5 protein-coding genes (1 of these 5 cut by a window edge) are annotated in these 23,873 nt (G+C 70.5%); all 5 read right to left on the bottom strand.

Annotation, left to right across the window (positions count from 1 at the left end; genetic code table 11):
• Tightly spaced (each overlapping or abutting the next), the 5 genes in view from WC815_18130 to WC815_18150 form a layout consistent with a single transcriptional unit that may run on beyond the window.
• Positions 1 to 1,255: the start of an amino acid adenylation domain-containing protein gene (locus tag WC815_18130; GenBank protein ID MFA5910703.1), read on the bottom strand. 7,877 nt of this gene lie to the left of the window's left edge; the window shows 1,255 of its 9,132 coding nt (coding positions 1-1,255); it begins with the start codon at positions 1,253 to 1,255; its stop codon lies beyond the left edge, outside the window.
• A complete protein-coding gene (locus WC815_18135) occupies positions 1,252 to 6,810 on the bottom strand; it encodes a beta-ketoacyl synthase N-terminal-like domain-containing protein (protein MFA5910704.1) in 5,559 nt (1,852 codons plus the stop codon). Before WC815_18135 ends, WC815_18130 begins: the two co-directional genes overlap by 4 nt.
• Complete coding sequence (locus WC815_18140) at positions 6,807 to 10,148, bottom strand: amino acid adenylation domain-containing protein (GenBank protein MFA5910705.1); 3,342 nt, start codon at positions 10,146 to 10,148, stop codon at positions 6,807 to 6,809. The genes WC815_18135 and WC815_18140 overlap by 4 nt, the downstream gene beginning before the upstream one ends.
• Positions 10,145 to 13,486 carry an SDR family NAD(P)-dependent oxidoreductase gene (locus WC815_18145; GenBank protein ID MFA5910706.1) on the bottom strand — a complete coding sequence of 1,114 codons (3,342 nt, stop codon included), beginning with the start codon at positions 13,484 to 13,486 and terminating at the stop codon, positions 10,145 to 10,147. The genes WC815_18140 and WC815_18145 overlap by 4 nt, the downstream gene beginning before the upstream one ends.
• On the bottom strand, positions 13,483 to 23,871 hold the full coding sequence (locus WC815_18150) for an amino acid adenylation domain-containing protein (GenBank protein ID MFA5910707.1): 10,389 nt from the start codon (positions 23,869 to 23,871) through the stop codon (positions 13,483 to 13,485). The genes WC815_18145 and WC815_18150 overlap by 4 nt, the downstream gene beginning before the upstream one ends.
• Between the last annotated feature and the right edge of the window lie 2 nt (positions 23,872 to 23,873).

The raw sequence follows: 23,873 nt of genomic DNA on the forward strand, positions 1-23,873 counted from the left end.
CTTGATAGAGCGGGATGCGCGACGGATCGCGCTGCTCGATCACCGCGTCGATCACCGCCTCGACCGGCACGTCCTGCCACGAGTAGGCGTCGAGCGCCGTCTGCCGGACCTGCCGCAGCAGTTCAGTGAAGGTCTCGACGCCGGTCACGCGGACCCGCAACACGAGCGTGTTGACGAAACAGCCAATGAGCGCTTCCAGCTCCCGGCGCGGCCGCCCCGCCACGGGACTGCCGATCAGCAGGTCGTCCTGGCCTGAGTAGCGGTGCAGCAGCACCGCGTAGGCGGCCAGCAGGATCATGAACAGGCTGCTGCCCTCCGCGCGCGCCCGCGCGGCAATCGCGTTCGCGGTGGCCTCGGGGATCGAGCGGTGCAGTACCTGCCCGCTGGAGGTCAGCGTCGCCGGCCGCTCGAAGTCCAGCGGCAGCGCCAGCGTCTGCGGGGCACCGGCCAACTGCCGCCGCCAGTAGTCGAGCCCGGCGCGCCCACGTTCGCCTTCCTGGATCGATCGCTGCCACGCGGCGAAGTCCGCATACTGCACCGGCAGCGGCGCCAGGTCCGGTGTCCGGCCGGTGACGGCGGCGTCGTAGAGGACGTTGAACTCCTGCTGCAGCACGCCGAGGGACCACCCGTCGGCGGCGATGTGGTGCATGAACGGCAGCAGGATGCGATCCGCCGCGTTCAACTCGATCAGCGTTACCCGAAGCGGTAGTTCCCGCTCGAGGTCGAACGGCTTTGCCGTCTCCTCGAGGATCAGCCGTTCCGCCGCGGCCATCCGCTCGGCCGCCGGCACGTCCCGCAGCGACACGATCCGGATCGGCACCGGCGCCGGCGCCTCGACCACCTGCACGCCGAGGCCGTCACTCTCGGCGCAGCGCGTCCGCAACGGCTCGTGGCGTCGAGCGAGCGCGTCGAACGCGGCCTGCAGCGCCGGCATCGCGAGCGGGCCGCGCAGGCGGAACACCGGCGTGATGTTGTAGGTGCTGCTCGGGCCTTCGAAGCGATGCAGGAACCAGATGCGCTCCTGGCCGAACGACATCCGCGGCAGGCCGGCGCGGTCGATCGCCGCGATCTGGTCCGCCGGCGCCGTCGCGCCCGACAGGTGGGCGACAATCTCGGCGCTCCGCGCCTGCACGAGCGCGCGCAACTCCGGGGTCAGGGCGCCCTTGGGCGCGCGGAAGCGCAGCACGCCCTGCTCGACGCGAAGCGCGATGCCCTGTTGGTCCAGGTGGCGGACGAGGTCGGCGACGGCGCTCAGAGGGTGCCTTCCTCCATCTCGACGGCGTTCCGCTCGATCACCACCGACAGCGCGGCAATGGTCGGCGCATCGAACACCGTGTGAATGGGCAACTGCACGCCGAGCTGCTCGCGGATCCGCGCCAGCATCTGGATGCCGACCAGCGAGTCACCGCCGAGTTCCTGAAACGTGGTGTGCCGGTCGAAGCGGGCGCTGCCAAGCACCTGCCGCCAGATCACGGCGAGCTGCTGCTCGATCGGCGAGCCGCGGAACTCCTCGGCGACAACCGCGGCCGGGGCCACCGCCGGCCGGCTGGCGGTCCCCAGCGCCGGGGCGAGGGCGGCGCGGCGATCGGGACGCCACTCGCTGGTCATCACCGCCACGCGCGGGGCGATGCGATAGTGCAGGATCCGCCGCAAGGCTTCGAGGCCGTCGGCGATGGTCATGCCGCCGACCAGCGCTTCGCCGGTTCGCGACTCGTACCACGACTCGAAGTCGCGGGCGAGGCCGATGCCCTGCCAGCGGCCCCAGTTGATCGAAACGGTCAGCTCGTCGCGCTCACGGGTCCGCGCGCACGCGAACGCGTCGAGAAACGCGTTGGCGCCGCAGTAGCCGACCTGGCCGGGGCCGCCGATCACCGCGGTGATCGACGAACACAGCACCATGAAGTCGAGCGGCCGCGACCGGAACACGCGGTCGAGCACCAGCGTGCCGGCCACCTTCGGCCGGAACTCGCGGTCCTCGATGCCGCCGTCGCGCGAGGCAATCAGCGCCTTGGCTTCCACCGCCGCGGCGTGGATCACGCCATCGATGCGGCCCAGACGCGCTTCAACCCCGGACACCACGCGTTCCATCGCCACGGCATCGGCGACGTCGGCCTGGCACACCTCGACGCTGGCGGCGTGCTGTCGAACCCTCAGCAGTGACTGGAACAGGCCCGGGTCCTCACCGGCCACGCCCTCCGGACGCTGCGCCAGCACCAGCGAACAATCGGTGTGCGCCCGCTCGTCCTGGTCTTGTGGAAACGCGACGACCGATGAGAAACCGCCGGCCGCGAGCGCCGTCTCCCATCGGCTGGTGCTCAGGAGGGGCGAGTTGTCGTTGCGCAGATCGGGATCCTGGAACACCCACCAGCCTTCGGCGAGGCCCCACACCATGTCGTTCCACCGGTGGGTGCGCGCACTTTCGACGAGGCCGAGCAGGCCGCCGCCGGCCAGCAGCACGCGCAGGTTGCGCACGGTGTCGGCGATCAGCGGCGTCGCGTGCACGACGTCGAGGCCAATCACGGCATCAAAGCTGCCGGGCTCGAAGCCCTGCGACGCCGGATCGCGGCTGATGTCGAAGGTCGCAAACCGCATGAACCCGTAGCCCAGCTCGCGCGCCCGCGTTTCAGCGGCCATCACGAAGCTGCGGCCAATGTCGGTGAACACGTACTCGACGTCGAGGTTCAGCCGCTGCAGCCGCTCGGCGATCAGGCCGGTCATGATGGCGTTGCCGCCGCCGACTTCGAGGATCCGGAACGGCCGCCGGGTCGCGCGCGTCGCGATTGCGGCCAGGAGATCGGCGAGCAAGGTGCGGTAGACGCGGTTGTTGGCGTACTCATCAGTGCGCATCGCCGCATCGACGATCCGCCCGCGGCCGCCGTCGGGGAACAACACGCTGACCGCCGGCACCCGGCCGCTCAAGGCGTCGGGATAACTGGCGACGCAGGTCTGAAGCAGCTCGAACGTAGGCGCGAGCCCCGGATAGGCCGCGCACGCATCAGCCAGCTGCGCGGCGGCCGGCCGCGGCGCGGCGGCCTTGAGCACGACCACCTCGTCTGCATCGACACGAACGAAGCCTTCCTGCTCGAGCGTGATGAGCAGATGGTCCACGAGCCGCCGGAACTGAGGCAGCACCTCACACGCCGCGTGGATCCGCGGCCGCGACACCCGCTCGCCAACGCTCGTGAGCACGCCGCGCCCTTGCAGGTAATCGAGCGCGTAGGCCGCACTCAGCGCGTTGGCCGTGTCGAGCAGGCCCGCGCGATCGCGAATGCGCTGAATGCCAAGCTCGCGGCCGAGACGATGTTCCATCGCCACGATCTGCGCGGTGAGATCCGGCAGCGGCGTGTCGATGCCGCTCTGGCGCACGCCCTCGCGGGCGAGCTGCTCCCACTGCGCCGGTGGCGGCAGCGCCCGCCTCGTGGTCAGGACCAGGTGCGCGCGCGCGGTCTGCGCCAGGTGCTCGGCGATCACCAGGCCGAGGCCGCCGGCGCCGCCGGTGATCAGATAGGTGCCGCCTGAGGTGAAGGGCTGCGCCTCGCCCTCCACCGGTGGCAGGCGCAACGCCTCGAAGCGCGCCGTCCAGCGGGTCTTGCCGCGCCAGGCCGTCACCGGCGTATCGGCAGGCTGCGCCAACTCGCGGGCCACGTCATCGGCCTTCGCATGCGCGTCCACGTCGAGAATGCGGCAGCCCATGCCGGGGTACTCCGACGGGATGGCGCCAACGAGACCGAGCATGCAGGCGGTCTGCGGATGGAGCGCTTCGTGACCGTGCACGTCGGCCAGGCCCGAGGTCACGATCGTGAGGTCGCGCACCGTTCTGCCCTCGTGCGAGAGCGCGCGCATGAAGCGGAAGATGGCGTTGAAGCCCTGCTCCTGCACGAACGCGGAGTCATCGGCCCCGCGGGTCCAGCAGTGGAGGACGCGGTCGGGCGATTGGCCGTCGCGTTCGAGGCGGGCCAGCAGCGCCTGGTAGTCACCATCCGCATCAGGCGTGATGGCGGCGACGGTTCCGCCGCGACGCACGATGGCGTCGATCAGCGGCTGGTCCTCACCGCCCGCGCGAGCGAACACCAGCCACCGCCCCGTCAGGGGCGCGGCGGTGCCGTCCACCAGCGGCGGTGATTGCTCCCAGGTGGGAACGTAGAACCAGTCCGCCACATCGGGCGCATCCGTCGCCTCGATCACCGGTTCAATCCAGTGACGGGTCCGTTCGAACGGATAGGTGGGCAGCGGAATGCGCCGAGGCCGGTCGGCCGCGAACACCGCGCTCCAGTCAACCGGCGCGCCCTGCAGCCACAACTGCCCCAGCGCCGTGACCTGCGCGCGGCCATCGGCCTCGCGCGGCAGTCCCGGCACGACCGCCGCCGGCTTGGTGCGCGCGTGGCGCGCGAGACCGGTCAACGTGGTCCCGGGCCCGAGTTCGACGAGCGTCGTGAAGCCATCGGCCAGCAGGGCCTCGACTGCCGGCGCAAACAGGACGGGCTGCCGGACCTGCCGCACCCAGAGATCGGGATCACCCAGGCGCGACAGATCGGCGCGCGCGCCCAGCACCGTTGAATAGAACGGGACCTGCGGGGCCCTGAAGGTCACGCCGTCAAGGGTGGCCCGAAACGCGGGCAGCACCGGGTCAACAGCGGGCGAATGAAATGCGTGCGCGGTCTGCAGGCGGCGCACCATCGTGCGGCGGCCGGCGAGGCGTTGCTCGAGCACGGCCAGCGCCGCGGCGGTACCGGCCACGGTGCACAAGGTTGGTGTGTTGACCGCCGCGATGTGCAAGCCGTCCGGCAACAGCAGCCGAAGGTCCGCTTCGCTCAGGCCCACCGCTGCCATCACGCCCGGCGGCAGTTGCCCCATCAGGCGCGCGCGCGCCGCGACCGCGCGCGCGGCATCGGGCAACGTCAGGATTCCGGCAGACACCGCGGCGGCATACTCACCGGAGCTATGGCCGATCACCGCACCGGGTACGATGCCCCAGCTGCGCCAGAGCGCGTCCAGCGCATAGCCCAGGACGAAGAGCGCGCCCTGCGCGTGCACCGTCTTGCGCAACTCCTCTTCCGCCTCTGGTGTGGACTCGCGCAGGAGCAGCGGCCGCACATCAGGTGCGCCGGCCGCGACCAGTGCGTCGGCGCAGGCGTCGAACGCCGCGCGAAACGCGGGCTCGTCTCGATACAGCTCGCGCCCCGCGCCGACCTGCTGCGCGCCCTGCCCCGGGAACAGGAACGCGATCCGCGGCGGAGAGGCCGGCCGCTCGCCGCTCGTCACCCGGCCGGCACGTAACGCCGTTGCCAGTTCGTCAGTCGAGTTCGCCACGGCGAAGGCCGCGTATGGAAACGGCTTCCGCCCCATCGCCAGCGTCCACGCCACGTCGTCCGGTCGATCCGAAGACGAGGCGACGTGCGAGGCGAGCCGCGGCACCGCGCGATCGAGCGCGGCGCGCGAGCGCGTGGAGAGCACGAACAGGCGGGCAGACGCTCGCAAGGGACGTTCCGGCGCCGCCGGGCCCTCCTCCAGCACCACGTGCGCGTTGGTGCCGCCAATACCGAACGAACTCACCCCCGCCCGGCGAGGCGCGGTTCCGCGCGGCCACGGCGTGCGTTCCGCCGCAACCGTGAACGGCGTGCTCGCAAAATCGATCTTCGGGTTCGGCGCCGTGAAGTGGAGCGTCGCCGGAATGGTCTCGTGCTCCAGGGCGAGCGTCGTCTTGATCAGGCCGGCCACGCCGGCGGCGGAGTCGAGGTGGCCGATGTTGGTCTTGACCGCGCCGATGCGGCACGGGTGCCGCCGCGGCTCGGCGCCGAACGCCTGTGCCAGCGCCGAGATTTCGATCGGATCGCCGAGCGGAGTGCCGGTGCCGTGCGCCTCGACGTAAGAAATGCTCTCGGACGAGACGCCGGCAACAGCCAACGCCTCGGCAATGACGGCGGCCTGACCCTCGACGCCTGGGGCCGTGTATCCGGCCTTCAACGCGCCGTCGTTGTTGATGGCGCTGCCGCGGATGACGGCGTGGACCGTGTCGCCGGCGGCCAGCGCGTCGCTGAGCCGCTTGAGCACGACGACGCCGACGCCGCTGCCGGTGACGGTGCCGGCGGCAGCGGCGTCGAACGCGCGGCAATGGCCATCCGGCGAGGCGATGGCCCCGGGCTGATACTGATACCCGCGCACCGGCGGAACCTGCAGCGACACGCCGCCGGCGAGGGCGCCGTCGCATTGATACGACCACAACATCTGACAGGCAACGTGCACCGCGACCAGCGAGGAGGAGCACGCCGTGTTGACGTTCAGGCTGGGCCCGCGCAGGTTCAGCTTGTAGGAGACGCGCGTCGGCAGGAAATCCTTGTCGTTGGCGATGAACAGCGAATAGAAGTTGGCGGCGGTCGCCAGGTCCTTCCGCGGCAGGATGTTGCTGAGCAGGTAGGTGTTGAGGCCGGCCGACGCGACCACGCCGAAGCGCTCGCCGACGGTGTCGGGGTTGTGGCCGGCGTGCTCGATCGCCTCCCACGCGCACTCGAGGAACAGGCGGTGCTGCGGGTCGAGGGCCTCGGCCTCGCGTGGCGAGATGCCGAAGAACTCGGCATCGAACGCGTCGATGCCGTCGAGCCAGCCATGGGAAGGCACGTAGCCAGGTTGGCGTGAGACCTCCGGGCCGACGCCGGCCGCGCGCAACTCCTCTTCGGAGAAGAAGCGCACCGACTCGACACCGTCCCGCAGGTTTTGCCAGAACGCGTTCGCATCCGCCGCGCCCGGAAAGCGGCAGGCCATGCCGACGATCGCAATCGGTTCGGGAGCGCCGGGCTCAGTCAACTCAGTCATCGTTTTCGTCCAGCCGCCAGCGCCCGCTGGCGCATCAGCGCCTGCTGCTGCCGTTGTCCTTGCGCGCTGGCCTCGCCACGCAGATCCCGGCGGGCCGGCGCGCCATCGAGCAGCGCCGCCTGTTGGCGAATCGTCGGGTAGCGAAACAGATCAAGCGTGTCACACGTCGCGCCCAGCGACTCCACCAACCGCTGGTGGAGGTGGACGATCAGCAGCGAATGGCCGCCGAGGTCGAAGAAATTGGCGTCGCGCGCCGGCGCGCTCACCTGCAGGACGGACTCCCACAGTCTGGCGATCGCTCGCTCGGTGTCATCGACCGGCGCCTCACCGCCAGGGGCGGGCGGCCGCTCGACCGCGGGCAATTGGGCGCGATCGATCTTGCCGTTGGGTGTCAGCGGCATCCGCTCGAGCCGCACGAACGCCGACGGCAGCATGTAGTCGGGCACGCTGCGCCGCAGGTGATCCCGCAATGCGTCGGCGGAGACCTCCTCGGCGCCAGGGTTTGCCACGTAGTAGGCGACCAGCGCGGCATCGCTGTCGGCGCCACGCACCATCACCGCGCAATGCGCCACCGCCGGGTGGCTGCCCAGCACGGACTCGATCTCGCCCGGTTCGATGCGGAAGCCGCGAAGCTTGACCTGGTGGTCGAGCCGGCCGAGGAACTCGATGGTGCCGTCCGGCTGCCATCGCGCGCGATCGCCGGTGCGATACATCCGCGCGCCGGCGGCCGGCGCAAACGGGTTGGCCACGAACCGCTCCGCCGTGAGCGCCGGCTGGTTGTGGTAACCGAGCGCGACACCGTCGCCGCCGATGCACAGCTCGCCAACCGCACCCGCCGGCAGCAGCGCGCCGTCAGGCGACGTCACGTACAACTGCGTGTTGGCGATCGGCTGCCCGATCGGTTCGACGCCGCCCTGCACGGTTTCGGCCGCCGCGACGCGCCGCACCGCGCTCCACACCGTGGTCTCGGTGGGGCCGTACATGTTCCACAGCTCGGCGCACCGCGACCGCAGCTCGCGGGCCAGGTCGCGCGGCAGTGCCTCGCCGCCGCACAGGATCTTCAGCGACGGCCGTCCGCGCCAGCCCGCGGCCAGCAACATCTGCCACGTCGCCGGCGTCGCCTGCATCACCGAGATCGCTTCACGATCGAGCAACTGCATCATCCGGCGTGGATCGGCGACATCATCTCGCTGCGCGAGGACGATGCGAGCGCCGGCCATCAACGGCAGGAACAGTTCCAGCACGGCGATGTCGAACGACAAGGTGGTCACCGCCAGCAGCGAGTCGGTGGCCGTGAGCCCCGGCTGCCGCGCCATGCTCCCCAGGAAGTTGACCACCGCCCGATGCGGGATCATCACGCCCTTGGGGCGGCCGGTCGATCCCGAGGTGTAGATCGTGTACATCAGGTCGTCGGCGGCCACCGCCACCTCGGGGCCGCTGGGCGCGCGTTGGCCGTCGAGCGCGGCGAGGTCGGAGTCGGTGAGGGTCAGCACGACGCCCGCATCCGCCGTCATGAAGCTGATGCGATCGGCCGGGAACCCCGGATCGAGCGGCACGTACGCCGCGCCGGTCTTGAGAATCCCCAGCAGCGCCGCCAGCATCCGGGGCGAGCGCTCCATCGACACCCCGACCAGCGCACCTCTGCCGACGCCGCGCCGCACCAGGTCGAGCGCGATCGCATTGGCGCGCTCGTCGAGCGCCCGGTAGGTCCACGACTCGCCCGCGCCGGTGACGGCCGTCGCCTCCGGCGTGCGGCGGGCCTGGTCTTCGAAGCCGGAATGCACGGTGCGGTCGCGCGGATAGTCGGCGGCGGTGGCGTTCCACTCGACCAGCATCAGCTGTCGCTCATCGGCAGGGATGACGTCAATCGCATCGACCGGCGCGTCCGGGTTCGCGCAGACCGCTTCGATGGTCCGCACCAGCCGCGCCACCATGCGTTCGGCGGTCTTCGGCGAGAACAGGTCAGCGGCGTACATCAGGAAGCCGCTGATGCCGTCGGCGGTCTCGCGCAGTTGCCAATCGAGGTCCGACAGGGCGTCCTGTTGCGGCAGGGTGAGACGCTCGCTCCCGCTCGCCGGGCCGCCGCCCTCGCGATTGAGGAACGACAACATCACCTGGAAGATCGGCGAGTAGCTCAGGTCGCGCCGCACGTGCAGGGTTTCGACCAGCTTCTCGAACGGCGTGTCCTGGTGGGCGAACGCGGCCAGCGTCGTCTCCCTGGTCTGCCTGAGCAGGTCGCGGAACGTCACGCCCTCGCCAATCCGGCACCGCAACACGACCGTGTTCGCGAAGAAGCCGATCAGCGGCTCGAGTTCGGGATAGGGGCGATTGGTCACCGGCGCGCCGATGGCGATGTCGCGGCTGCCCGACTGCCTCGAGAGCAGCAGGGCAATCACGGCCTCGACCGCCATGAACAGGCTGGCGCCCGCACTGCGCGCCACTTGCTGGAGCGATGTCACCAGCGCCGCCGGCACGCGCACCGGCACGGCGCCGCCGCGGTAGGTCTGCGTGGCGGGCCGGGGGAAGTCGGTCGGCAGCGGCAGCAATTCCGGCAGCCCAGCGAGCTCCCGCGTCCAGAAGTCGATCCCTTCCTGCAGTCTCGCTCCGGCCACGGCGTCGCGCTGCCAGGCCGCATAGTCGGCGTACTGCAGCGCCAGCGGCGGCAGCGTCTCGCCGGCATAGGCCCGCTCGAAGTCGCGCGCGAAGATCTCGAGCGAGCGGGCGTCGGTCACGATGTGGTGCAGGTTCAGCACCAACACGTGATCGTCGGCCGCAAACCGCAGCAGGCGGACCCGCACCGGCGGCTCCGCCGCCAGGTCGAAGCCGATGCGCGACTCCTCGTGGCACGCCCGCGCCACCGCGTCGACCCGCCCGCTCTCGGGGAGCGCGGTGCGCTCCTCCATCGCAAACGCGATCGCGGCGTCGTCGATCGGCACCTGCAGCGGCTCGGCGCCGGCCATCACGAAGCGCGTGCGAAGAATCTCATGCCGGCGGATCACCTCGCCCAGCGCGCGCTCGATCGCGGCCGGATCGATCGCCATGCGCAACCGCGTCGCGGTCACGAGGTTGTAGCGGCGGCTGCCGCCCTCGAGCCGGTCGAGCAACCAGAGTCGCGCCTGCGCGTGCGACAGCGGAAGCCCCTGGCCGTCGCGCGGACGAACCGGAATCAAGCTGGCCGGCGCGAGCACCAGTTGAATCAACTGATCCCGGAACGTGGCGAGCTCCTGGCGAAGTTCCGGCGTCAGGCTGCCACGCGGCGCGTCAACCACCAGCTTGCCGTCCGTGGACGACAGCCTGATGTTGCGCGCCTTGAGCGTGGCCACCAGTTCCTCGATCACAGAACCAGCTCCTCCCGATCCCCACCCGCCGCGCGCGACTCAACCAGCGCCGCGAGTTCCTGGAACGTCGAGTTCGCGAACAGTTCGTCCACGCTCACCGAGCATCCCCACGTCTGGCGGATCTGGAACACGACGCTGGTGGCGAGCAACGAATGGCCGCCCAGGTCGAAGAAATCGTCGCCCGGCTTCACGTCGGCGACACCGAGCAGCGTCTTCCAGACATCCGCCAGTCCGCCCGCCACACTAGCGGCGGCCGGCGCCGCGTGCGCAATCTCCACGACCGGCGCGCGGAACGCGGTGAACTCCGGTCGCATCGTGACCAGCACCTGACCGAGATCGGACGCCAGGATCTTCAGGAACGTCTCGCACGCCCGGTCCGGATCGAGGCCGATGACGGCCAGCTCCGCCTCACGGGCGGCACGAACCGCGTCGGGCATGTCGGCCATCAGGGCCATGCCGATGTCACGCCACGCATCCCAATTGATCGAGACGGCGCGGACACCGGCGCGCCGCAGCGCGGCGGCCTTGGCGTCGAGATAGGTGTTGGCGGCGGCGTAATCCGCCTGGCCGGGGAACGGCAGGTAGACGCTCAACGACGAGCAGAACACGAGGAAGTCCAGGTCCTGCGCGGCCGCCAGGTCGCCGAGCACGTCGGCGCCCGCGACCTTCGGGCGCATCACCGCCTCCATCTCGCGATCGGTGCGGCGGGCCAACGCGCCGCCGCCGGCCAGGCCCGCGGCGTGGACGACGCCGTGGATCGAACCGTACTGGACCCGAAGCTCGGCAAACACCGCCTCCATGGCGGCGCGGTCGGCGACGTCGGCGCCATACACCCGCACGGTCGATCCGCTGCCTTCGAGCGCCGCCACCGCGTGACGCGCCGCGGCCGACTCGGGGCCCTGCCTGCTGACGAGCGCAAGGTGCACGGCGGCCCTGGCCGCGAACGCCTTCGCGAGGGCCAGGCCAATCCCGCCGGTGCCGCCCACAATGACGTACACGCCGTGCTCGCGAACCACGCCGTCCACGGGCCGGCCGGCAATTGTCCTGGTGTCGATGATCTGCGGCAGCCACCGCTGGCCGTGACGCAAGGCGACGACGGCGTCGCCGGCTCCGGAGGCCAACTCCTCAACCACGGCCCGCGCGCCGGCCGCCACGTCTCGCCCATCGACGTCGATGACGCGGCCATGAACGCCGGGAAACTCCATCGGGATGGTCAGCACGGGACCGAGCGTGGTGGCCTGCATGGGATCGAGCGGCTCGTCGCCAATCACGTCGGTCGCACCTACGGTGACGGCGACAATCTCCGTCGCGGTGATCCCGCCTTGCCCGAGGGCGCGCGCGACGCGAATCGCGCCGTCGAACCCCGACGTGATCAGCACGCCGCCGGCGGTGGATTGCGGGGCCTCGGCGGTCGCCTCGCTCACCTCGGCGCCCGACGACCGCAACTGCGCAACGATGGCGCGCGTCAGCGGATCGCCGCCGCCGACCACCAGCCACCTGCGCACGCCCGTTTTCGATGCGGAACGATCCGCTCGTGCCCACGACGGAACCGCGAGGCGAACTCCGTCTCCGGCCACCGGCGCTGCCAGTGCCCGAGCCGAGGGCCGTGAGCCCTGGTCGATCCAGTGAGGCGTGTGCTCGAACGGGTAGGTCGGCAGGGCGATGCGCCTGGGTCGATCGGCGGCGAACACGCCCTCCCAATCGATCTCGCTGCCCGCCAACCACTGTTCGCCAAGACCCTCCAGCGCCTTAGCTGATTCGTCGGACGCATTGCGCGCCGGCTTCCGGTCTCCGCTTCGCCAGTCGCCGGTGCGCAATGCGGCAGCGAGGTCCGCGGTTGATCGGGCCACGACGTAGCCGCGACGCGAGAACACTTGCCGGCCCCGCGCCAGCGTCCACGCCACATCGTCGGCGCGAAGCTCGTCATGCTTCTCCAGATAGCCGGCGAGCCGCTCGCGCATGTGACCGAGCGCCTTGTCGGTCCGCGCCGAGAGCGGGAACAATCGCCACGCGTCGCGTGCCGGCGCGCGCGGCTCTTCTACGGGCGCCTGTTCGAGCACTGCGTGCGAGTTGTTGCCGCCCAGCCCGAACGAGCTCACGCTGGCGCGCCGAGGACCAGGGATGGCCGGCCACTCCGTTGGCGTGGCGGCAACGCGAAGCGGCCCGCTGTCCAGATCGAGCGCGGAATTGGCCTTGACGAAGTGCAGCGACGGCGGGATCGAGGCGTGCTGCAACGACAGCGCCGTCTTGATTAATCCGGCGAGTCCGGCGACCGAGTCCAGGTGCCCGAGGTTGGTCTTCACCGAGCCGATGTAGCAGCGCCACCTCGGATTCCAGTCGTCGCCCATGGCCTGTCGAACGGCGGCAATCTCAATCGGGTCGCCCAGCGCCGTGGCCGTGCCGTGCATCTCGGCGTAGCCGATGCTGGTCGGCTCGACGCCGGCCACCGCGCGCGCTTCGGCGATCACAGTCGCCTGGCCGTCGACGCCCGGGGCGGTGAAGCTGACCTTGCGCGACCCGTCGTTGTTGACCGCGGAACCCAGGATCACCGCGTGAATCGGATCGCCGTCGCGCTGCGCATCGGCGAGCCGCTTCAGCAGCACGGCGCCGGCGCCGCTGCCACCAACGATGCCGCCGGCCTCGGCGTCGAAGGCGCGGCAGTAGCCGTCGGCCGAGTGCACGCCGCCCTCGCTGAACAGGTAACCACTCGCCTGCGGAACGCGGATCGACGCGCCGCCCGCCACCGCGAGATCGCACTCACCGTTCAACAAGCTCTGGCACGCCACGTGGACCGCCACGAGCGAGGTGGCGCAGGCCGCCTGGATGGTGACCGACGGCCCGGTCAGTCCCAACTTGTAGTTCACCCTGGCGGTGAGAAAGTCTTTCTCGCTGCCGATGACCGCCTGGTACACCGCCCCCACGTCGTCCTGGTCGAGCGAGGGGAAGACGTTGTGGATGAAGTAGACATTGACGCCGCAGCCGGCGAACACGCCGGTCACGGGGCCGCCTTCGCGCGGCACAATCCCGGCGTTGTCGAACGCTTCGTAGGCGCACTCGAGGAAGATGCGCTGCTGCGGATCGGTCAACGCCGCGTCGCCAGGTGAATAGCCGAAGAAGGCGGCGTCGAAGCCCTTGATGTCGTCCAGGGCCCCGTGCGCCGCCACGAAACGGGGGTGGTCCACGAGCGCCGGCGCGATCCCTTCAGCGAGCAACTCTTCGCGGCTGAAGCGGCGAATCGATTCGACGCCGCCGGCGAGGTTCTGCCAGAGGGTTTCGGGATCGGACGCGCCCGGGAAGCGGCAGGCCATCCCGACAATCGCGATCGCGTGTTGTGTCAAGCGTCCTTCTTTCTCGTCCGCGCGCCGCGGCGTCGATCCATCTGGCTCTGGCGGGAGTCGGCGTGACTCAACCGCGCTGTCGAGCGCACGTGCGGGGTGCCTTGCCCGGCCGGTTGGCCCCGCCGCAGGCGTTCCACCAGTGCGGCGAGGTCGCGGATGGTCGGATGGCGGAAGAACTCGACCATCTCGATCTCGGCGTCCAGCCGTTCGGCAATCCGCGTCTGCACCGCGATCAGCAGGAGCGAGTGCCCGCCCAGGTTGAAGAAGCTCTGGTCGGCCGGCACCTGCGCGCGGCCGAGCACCTCGGCGAAGATCGCGGCCAGTTCACGCTCCACCGGCGTGCCGGGCGCGACAGCCTCGGGTGGTGCGCCGTCCGCCAGCGGCGACGGCAGCGCCTTCGCATCCACCTTGCCGTTTGGCGTCAGCGGAATCGCCGCCACGCGAACAAGATGTGACGGCAGCATGTAGGCCGGCAACCGCTCCTGCAGGTGCTCCCGCAGGCGGGCTTCGTCGACGACGGCGGCGTCGCGCAGGGCATAGTAGGCGATCAGCCGAATATCACCAGGACGGTCCTCGCGGATCAGCACGGCGGCCCGGCTGACAGCGGGATGCGCGGCGAGCACCGATTCGATCTCGCCCAACTCCACGCGATAGCCGCGAATCTTCACCTGGTGGTCGAGACGGCCGAGGAACTCGAGCACGCCGTCCGGACGCCACCGGGCGCGATCGGAGGTCCGGTACATGCGGGCGCCCGGCCGGCCATCGAACGGATCGGGCAGGAACCGTTCGGCGGTCAGCTGCGGGTTGTTGCGGTAGCCGAGTGCAACGCCGTCGCCGCCGATGAACAGCTCACCAGTCGCGCCAACCGGCACTGGTTCCAGGCTTTCATCCAGCACATAGACGCGGGTGTTCGCCAGAGGCCGGCCGATCGGCACGTCGCCGTCGTCCCGTCCGATCTCGGCGCCGATGCTGTAGACCGTCGTCTCGGTAGGGGCGTACAGGTTCCAGAGACGGCCGCACCGGTCGAGAATCGCGCGGCTCAGATCGCGCGGCAGCGCTTCGCCTCCGGAGAAGGCGACCAGCCCGGGCGCGCCCTCCCAACCGGCATCCAGCAGCAGGCGATAGCGCGACGGCGTCGCCTGCACCACCGTGACGCCGTTCATCAACTGCATCACGCGTCCCGGGTCCAAGGCGTCAGCGTCGTTCACCAGGACGATGGTGGCGCCCACGCTCAGCGGCAGGAACAACTCGACGACGGCGATATCGAACGAGAGCGTGGTCAGGGCCAGCACGACGTCGCTCGACGACATGCCGGGATGCTCTTTCATCCCGCACAGCAGGTTCACAACGGCACGGTGCGTGACCATCACGCCCTTCGGCTTCCCGGTCGATCCCGATGTGTACAGCACGTAGATCAGGTCGTCCGGCGTCGGCGACCGTCGCAGGTCAGCCGGATCGTCGCCGGCGCCGATGTCTTCGAGCAAGAGGAGTGGCGCGGTCGTGGCAAGGCGAGCGCGCAGCGTGTCGGGCACACCGCGCTCGGTGAGCGTGACCGCCGCGCCGGAATCCTCGAGCATGTAGGCGAGCCGCTCCGCCGGGAACGAAGGGTCGAGCGGTACGTAAGCAGCGCCGGCTTCGAGCACCCCGAGCAGCGCCGGCACCATGTCCGGCCCACGGCCAATGCACAAGCCCACGACCGCGCCGGCGCCGAGGCCGCAGCGCCGGAGCGCGGAGGCGATTTGACGCGCGCGCGTGTCGAGCTGGCGGTAGGTCAGCGACACCGTGCCCGATCGCACGGCCACCGCCTCCGGCGTGCGCGCCACCTGTTCGCGAATGAGGTCGTGCACGCAGCGGTCACGCGGATACTCGACCGCGGTGTCGTTCCACGCTTCCAGCAGGGTGTGCCGGGTCTCGTCGTCCAGGCGCATCAGCGCCTTCAACGTCGTGACCTGGCCCTCGCGCAGCGCACCACGAAGCAGCTCGATCAAGCCGTCAACGATCAGCGCCGCGGCATCGTGCGGGTATCGCGAGGTGTCGTGCAGCAGGCGCAGTTCCAGAGAGTCGCCCGGCACCACGCTCAACACCAATGGAATATTGGTCTGCTCGACGACACGCACGCCGCGAAGCGTGAGTCCGTCCGCCGGCTGCCGAAGCGCGGCGTCGATGCCGTAGTTCTCGAAGATGAAGAGCACGTCGAACAGCGGTTCTCCCGCCGCGATCCGGCTGCCCCGCTGCACGTCCACGAGGGCGACCTGCTCGAAGGCCGAGCGCTCGGCCTGCGCGCGGAGGCGATCAGCGAGCCAGGCGCCCAGCGTCGCCGCGGCCGGCACCTGGACAACGATCGGGATCGTGTTGATGTAGAGGCCGACGGCGTGGTCGTCCGGGAGACCGGCGGAGACGGTCGCCCCTAACATCACGCGGTCGAGGCCCGACAACCGCGACAGCAAGAGCGCCAGCATCGACTGCGTCAGCAGGTTGAGGGTGACGCCGGCGTCACGGGCCAGCCGCCGCAGCCGGTCGGCTTCGGGAGCCGGCAGCGTTCGCACGACTTCCGACGGATGGTAGCGATCGGTATCGGCGGCACGGCGCAGGAATGGGATCGGGGTCGGCGCCTCGAACCCGTCCAACTGCGAGCGCCAGTAGTCGAGCGCATCGGCCTGCGTGGCCACGTCGCCCGCCGCGGCAAACGACCGGAACGAGCCGGCGGCAGACGGCAGTGCCCCGGCGCCAGAGGCGAGCCGGCGCATCGCCTCGAGCACCTCGTGCAGCACCAGGAACATGCTGCGGCCGTCGAGCAGGATGTGGTGGTGCGTCCAGACGAGGGTACCGCCGCCCTCGCGCGCGAAGAGCCGGACGCGGTGCAGCGGCCCAACCGCGAGATCGAACCCCTGTCGTCGATCGTCGTCCAGGAATGACTCGAGCGCGGCGTCGAACGCCTCGCCGGTCATGCCGCGGCAATCCGTCGTCACCCACGGCATGGAGGCGGCGGCCGGCTGCTGCACCGGCTCATCGAGGCCCTTCCACGCAAAGGTGTTCCGCAGCACCGAGTGACGGGCCAGCACGATGTCCCAGGCCTCGCGCAGCAGTTGTTCGTCGGGCGCGCCATCGAAGGCCGCCACCAGTTGCTGGACGTAGAAGCCAGACTGCGGTTGCAGCAGGGCGTGGAACAGGATGCCCTTCTGCATCGGCGTGAGCGGGTAGGCCTGCGCTGCGTCACCGGCCATCGCGGAGCGCCAGCGGTCGGCCAACCCGGTCACCCAGTGCCCGGCGACGCGCGCGCGATCGAACCGGAGCGCGATCCGCAGCGTGCCGTCGTGCTGCAGGGCGTTGATCTCGAGTGCATGGACAGGCGGTGCCTGGGCATCGCGCAACGTCTCGGCGTCTGGCAACTCGACGGCGAACAGGCTGCCAGGTTTGAGGGCCTGATCGATCCGGCCGAGATAGTTGAACAGGATCGCCGCCCGCGGCACGGCGCCGAGTGCCTTACGGAGACGCTGGCGTGGTGAGAGATGGCGGCAGATGCCGAACGCACGTCCGCCCGCGGGAATCTCGGCCAGGGCCCGGGCCACGGAGGCGGCGCGCGCCGCCGGCGACTCGCCTTCGATTCGCAACCACGCGGGATAGAGCGCCGCACACCACCCGACGACGCTCGATCCATCGGCGCCGGCCAGAGGGGCGCGGCCGTGCCCTTCCATGTCAACGCGCAGCACTCGGCGGTGTGTGGCGGGATCGATCGCACTCGCCAGGGATGCGAGCAGGGCCGCTTCCATTTCCTCGCCCGACATCGGCTCGGCGGCGACCTCGAACACGATCTCGCCCGCGCCCGAGAGCCCCGCCTCTCCCGGCAGCGCCGCGGCCGGCAATGTCGCCTCTTCGGGACGCCACCCTTCGGTGAGCCAGTAGATCGCTTCGGCGTCGGCCGCCGGCGTGGCGGCGAACGCCGCGACCGCGCGGGCCCACGCCGCATACGAGGGCGCCTCATCCGGGAACACGGGGGCGCGTCCGTCGGACCGCGCCCTATACGCCGTCTCGAGATCACCGGCCACCGTCCGCCACGACACACCGTCAACCAGCAGGTGGTGCGCGGTGATGGTCAGGCTCGGCCTCGCGGGATCGCCGGTCAGCTCGGCCGACACCATCGGTCCGGCTTCGAGATCGAACGGCTGGTCCCATCGGCCAATGTGAATCGCCGACTGGCTGGCCTCGACCACGACAGCGCGGCGGCCGCGTGGTCCACGTGGGAAGCGCAGGCGGAGCGCCTCGTGTCGTGCGACCAGATCGCCCAGCGCCAGGCGAAGCGGCTCAGGCTGGAGCGCAACGGCCGATTGCAGGACGACCGCCTGGTTGAAGCGACCCGCGGGCGCGACGTCCGCGTCGAAGAACCACTGCTGCATCGGCAACAGCGGCAAATCGCCACTGGCAGCCGGATTGGCCGAGGTCACCGCCGGCACCGCTGCCGCCGGGTTCAGCCGTGCCAGCGCCGCGATTGTCGGGTGCGTGAGCACGTCGCGAACGGTGAACTCGTAACCCCTGCCGCGGGCGCGGGCAATCATCTGGGTGCTGCGAATCGAGTCGCCACCCAGACTGAAGAAGTTGTCGTCGGCGCCGACCGCGGTGAGTCCCAGCACCGCGGCCCAGACCTCGGCCAGCGCGCACTCGGCCACCGTCTCGGGCGCGCGCGATCGCGTCACCGGCGCCTGTGGCGGCGGCAGCGCCCGCCGATCGATCTTGCCGTTCGCGGTCAGCGGCATGGCGTCAAGCCGCACGAACGCGTCGGGAATCATGTAGGCCGGCAGCGCGCTCGCCAGGCGGCTTCGCAGTTCCGCCGCGAGCGCATCGTCATCACCGCGCGCGGCCACCAGGTAGGCGGTGAGCTGCTTCACGCCCGGCCGATCCTCACGCAGCAACACGAGAGCCTCGCGCACATCGGGGTGCGTGGTCAGCGCGTGTTCGATCTCGCCCAGCTCGACGCGCAGGCCGCGGATCTTCACCTGGAAGTCGGTGCGCCCCAGGAACTCGACCTCGCCGTCGGGCAAGTACCTGGCAAGGTCGCCGGTCCGGTACATCATCCCGCCGGCGGCGAACGGATCCGCCACGAACCGCTCGGCCGTCAGCTCGGGCCGGTTCAGGTAACCACGGGCCACCTGGACGCCGCCGATGTGGAGCTCGCCGGCCACGCCAATCGGCGTCATCTCCCGCTCATCGTCGAGGATGTAAATCGAGGTGTTGGCGATGGGCACCCCAATCGGCACGAACGTCCGCGGGTCGTCGGCGCGGCATCGATGCCACGTCACGTCCACGGCGGCCTCGGTGGGCCCATACAAGTTGTGAAGATCGCTGCCCGGAAGCACCTCGTAGAAGCGGCGCCGCACCGAGGCCGGCAGCTCCTGGCCGCTGCAGATGACACGGCGCAACGATGTGCAGGCCGCGGCGCCGGGCTCGTCGAGAAACGCGTGCAGCATCGGCGGCACGAAGTGCAGCGTCGTGATCCGCGCGTGTTGGATGAGCGCGGCCAGGTAGCGGTTGTCGCGGTGACCGTCCGGGCGCGCCAGCACCAGGCGCGCGCCGATCATCAGCGGCCAGAAGAACTCCCACACCGACACGTCGAAGCTGTACGGCGTCTTCTGGAGCACGCGATCGGCCGGCGTCAGCCCGAACGCCTCCTGCATCCAGCACAGCCGGTTGACGATGCCCCGGTGCGTGTTCTGCGCGCCCTTGGGCATGCCGGTCGAGCCGGAGGTGTAGATGATGTAGGCGAGCGAGTCCGGCGTGCCTTCGTACGGCAGGTCGTCGGGATCGCCGGCGGCCGCGGCCGCGCGAATCGCATCGGCGTCGAGCACCATCCGCGCCGAGAGGTCCGCGATCATGAACTCACGCCGGGCCGGCGGATAGCTGGGGTCGAGGGGCACGTAGGCGCCGCCGGACTTCATCGCCCCGAGCAGGCCCACGACCAGTTCGACACTGCGCTCGGCCGAAATCGGGACCGGATCGCCGACGCCGACGCCCTTGGCGCGCAACATCCGCGCGACGCCGTTGGCACGGCGGTTCAACTCGCCGAACGTGATCGCCTGGTCGTCCCACTCGACGGCAATCGCGTCCGGGGCCAGCCGCGCCTGACCCTCGATCCAGTGATGCAGCGGCCGGTTCAAATCGTAGTTGCGGCGCGGGCCGTTCGACATCTTGACGAGCGCCACGCGCTCGTCGTCTGGCAGCATCGCCAGCCGGTTGACCCGCGTCGCCGGCTGGGCCGCGATCGATCGCAACAAGGTCCGGAAGTGCTGCGCCATCCGCGCGATCGTGTCGGCGTGCCAGAGGTCGCTGTTGTACTTCAGGAGACCGTGGCAGGCGCCATGCGCGTGCACCATCTCCAGCGTGAGGTCGAACTGCCCTTCCTGCTGCGGCAGCAGGTAATGCTCGAGCCGCATGCCGCCCCACTCCACCTGCACGGGCGGATCGGACGGCGCCATCAGCGCGGCGAAGCCGGCGGCGTCCCGCTGCAATTGCTGCATCACGAACGCCGCCTGGAAGATCGGCGAGCGCCCGGCATCGCGCGCGGCGCCGAAGCGCTCGGCGATCAGCGGGAACGGCAGATCCTGGTGCGCGATCGCATTCAACAGGTGCTGCCGCGTATCGCGGAGCCGGTCGTCGAAACTCTGGCCGGCGTCGAACCGCGCCCGTACGACGACGGGATTGACGAAGTAGCCGACGGTGGCAGACGACTCGGCCTGGTTCCGGCCCGCCACCGGGCAGCCGACCAGGATGTCGCCCTGGCTGGTGTAGCGATGCAGCAGGGTCTGAAACGCCGCCAGCAGCACCGTGTAGAGAGTCGTGCCCCCGCGGCGGGCGATCGCCTGGAGTCGCTCGCTCTCGTCGACGGCCAGGCTGAACGGCACCGAGGCGCCGGTCAGCGACTGCACCGCGGGGCGCGGCTTGTCGGTGGCAAGGCTCAACACCGGCAGCTCGCCGGCGAGTTCGTGCTGCCAGTAGGTCCACGCCTCGGCGCAAGCCGCGCTCTGCAGGTACGCCGCCTCGTCGCCCAGCTTGTCGGCATAGCGATACGAGGGCGGCGTCAGATCGTCGCTGCCGCGCAGCTCCTCCATCATTCGCCACAGCGACCAGGCGTCGGCGGCGATGTGATGCACGGTAATCAGGAGCACGTGGTCGTCGGCCGCGCGGGTGAAGAGGCCCACGCGCATGACCGGCCCGTTGGCGAGATCGAACGGCTTGCGGTACTCCTCGGCCACGCGGCGCCGGAGCTCGCTGTCGGTCACACCGCTCACGTCGAACGCCGTGAACACGCCGGCGGCGGCCGGCGACACCATTTGCCGGACGCCGGCGTCGGTCTCCCGATAGACGCGGCGCAGCTGCGCGTGCCGCTCGATGAGCGCGTTGACGCGCGCGCGGAGCGCGGCCTGGTCCACCGTTGAGCACACGCGGACGGCAAAGGCGATGTTGTAGGCCGGCGACCCGGGCTGCAACTGGTGCAGGTACCACAGCGCGCTCTGGCCGTGCGACAACGGCAGGTCCGGCTCGTCGATGGCGGCACCAGCCTCGCGTGGTCCGACGGCGCCCTCACGATCGATCCGCTGGAGGATGCCGGTGACGGTGAGATCGCGGATCAGATCCACCACCGGCACATCGACCTGGAACGCGGCGCTGCAGGCGCTGCGCAACTCGATCGCCATCAGGGAATCGAGTCCGAGCGAGGTCAGCGGCACGTCCGGATCGATGCTCTCGGCCGGCATGCGGAGAATGGCGCCGGCCATCTGGCGGACCGCGTCGAGGGATGGGATGTTCGGCCGTTGCGGTTCGCCTCGGCGTTGGCCGGTGCCGAGCGCCGCGTCGAGGCTGCTTGCGCTGCCGAGCACCAGCTCGAGCCCTTCAACCGCGGCGACCGGCCTCCCGTCGGCGTCAGTCAGGCGCAGTTCGATCTCCACGCGCGACGCGCCGGCGTCCATCAATCGGGCATCGCTGTGCAGTGCCGAGCCCGCAGCCCGGAAGACCACCATGCGGCGGATGCGAACGGGCAGGAACAGCGCGCCTGGCGGCAGCTCCGGATACGCAACGGCCGCCGCCTGGAAGCAGCCGTCGAGGAGGGCCGGGTGCATGACACCGCCGCCTGCGGAAGAGGCGACCGGCAGGGCGACGTCGGCACGAACCGCGCCCTCGCGATGCGCCACGCGCGTCAGCGTGCGAAACGCCGGACCATAACTCAAGCCGCGGGCCGTGCAGGCCGCGTAGATCGACTCCACCGGGATGTCGTCTGAGTCGCCCGCGCTTGCCGGCCAGGCCGGATCGGCAGCGACGGAACCTGAGACCTCGGCCTCGGCAACCGGTTCGGAGCCGGCGAGCACGGTCACGTGCACACGACCCGCCACCTTCGAGGTGGTCACGGTCCTGACGGCGCGCGCAGTGTCGTTGGACCAGGCGAGCGGGCGATGGATCACGAACTGCTCCACCACCAGCCGAGCGGAGCCGAAGGCCTCGCGCCCGGCGCCGAGCACCAGTTCCACCAGGGCGGCGGCGGGCACCAGGGCCCGGCCGAACACCTGGTGATCGGCGAGGTATTCGGACAGCGGACCTTCGGCCTCCGCCAGCCAGTGGCGGGTTCCGCCGAATGGATATCCGGGCGCGTGGGCGCGGGCTCGCGCGGCCGGATCGAACAACGCCTGCCAGTCTGGATTCTCGCCGGCCTCGTAGCGCGCGGCGAGCGACACCAGCGCGGCATCCGCACCCGGGGCCGCGCGGCGTCCCGACATCAGCAACTCGATCGCCTCGGCCGGGGATGAGGCCACCACGGCACGCCGATGGGGAAAGTGCTCGCGGCCGAGCGCGGCAACCGCGGCGATGTCGGCGAGTGCTCCGGCCGCCTGGCCGTCGAGTGCGGCGGCATGGTCGCGAACCAGCCGGGCGAGCGCTTCGGGATCGCGCGCCGAGAGCGGCAGCACGACCGGGCCGATGGCGGTCGATGCCGGTACCGAGACGGGTGGCGCGGCTTCCAGGATCAGGTGCGCGTTGGTGCCGGTGAAACCGAATGAGCTGACCGCGGCGACGCGGGGCGCACCTTCCGGCCACGGCATCAGCGCAGTGGCCACCTGAAGCCCGCTCGAACTCCAGTCAATCGCCGGGTTCGGCGACGAGAAGTGCAGGCTCGGCGGAATCGCGCCGTGTTGCAGCACGAGTGCCGCCTTGATCAGGCTGGCGACGCCGGCCGCGCCTTCGAGATGGCCGATGTTGCTCTTGACCGAACCGATCCAGAGCGGTCGCGATCGATCGCCGCTCGCGCAGTACGACGCCGACAGGCTCCGCGCTTCGATCGGATCGCCGAGCGAGGTGCCGGTGCCGTGCGCCTCCACATAGCCGACGTCCCGCGGCGCCATCCGCGCGTTGGCGAGCGCCTTGCGGATCACGTCCTGCTGCGCCGGGCCATTCGGCACGGTGAGGCCGCTGCTCGCGCCGTCCTGGTTGACGGCGGATCCGCGAATGACCGCGACGATCGGATCGCCGTCCCGCTGCGCGTGGGCCAGCAGCTTGAGCACCACCACGCCGCAGCCTTCGCCGCGCACGTAGCCGTTGGCGGCGGCGTCAAACGGCTTGCAGCGGCCGTCGGCCGCCAGCATGCGGGCGCGCGAGAAGCTCATGTTGGTCTGCGGCGCGAGCATCAGGTTCACGCCGGCGGCGAGCGCGGTGGCGCATTCCCCCTGGCGCAGCGCCTGGATGGCCAGGTGCACGGCGACCAGCGACGAGGAGCAGGCCGTGTCGATCGACATCGACGGCCCGGTGAACCCGAAGAGGTACGACAAGCGGCCGGCCGCCGCGCTCAACGCGTTGCCGGTGCCGAAGTGCGCGGTGACCGGCGCCGTGTTGGCGACCAGGTGGCGGATGGCGTAGTCGTAGGTGCAGATGCCGGCGTAGACGCCGGTGTCGGTGCCGCGGAGGCGTGCCGGCGGCAGGTTGGCGTGCTCGAGCGCGCGCCACGCCGTCTCCAGCAGCACGCGGTGCTGCGGATCCATGTTCTCCGCCTCGCGCGGCGAGACGCCGAAGAACTCCGCGTCGAAGCGTCCGACCGCGTCGATGAACCCGCCGAACGGCGACACGATCTTGCCGGCCGCGTCCGGATCGGTATCGGCGTAGGCGCCGGCGTTCCAGCGATCGGCCGGCACGCGCTCGATGGCGTCGAGCCCGCGCCAGAGCAAGTCGCGGTAGGCGTCGGCCGAGTCGGCCTGCCCGGGAAACCGGCAGCTCATCCCGATAATCGCGACCGGCGCGTGCGCGGCATCCTCGAAGCGGCGGTTGCGATCGCGCGTCTCGCGCAGCTCGACCAGCGCCTTCGCCATCAAGGCCCTGGTGTCTGGCACGCGGGAGTCAGGCGAGGAGTCGGACATGC

Source organism: Vicinamibacterales bacterium, assembly GCA_041659285.1.
Lineage (GTDB): Bacteria > Acidobacteriota > Vicinamibacteria > Vicinamibacterales > UBA2999 > 12-FULL-67-14b.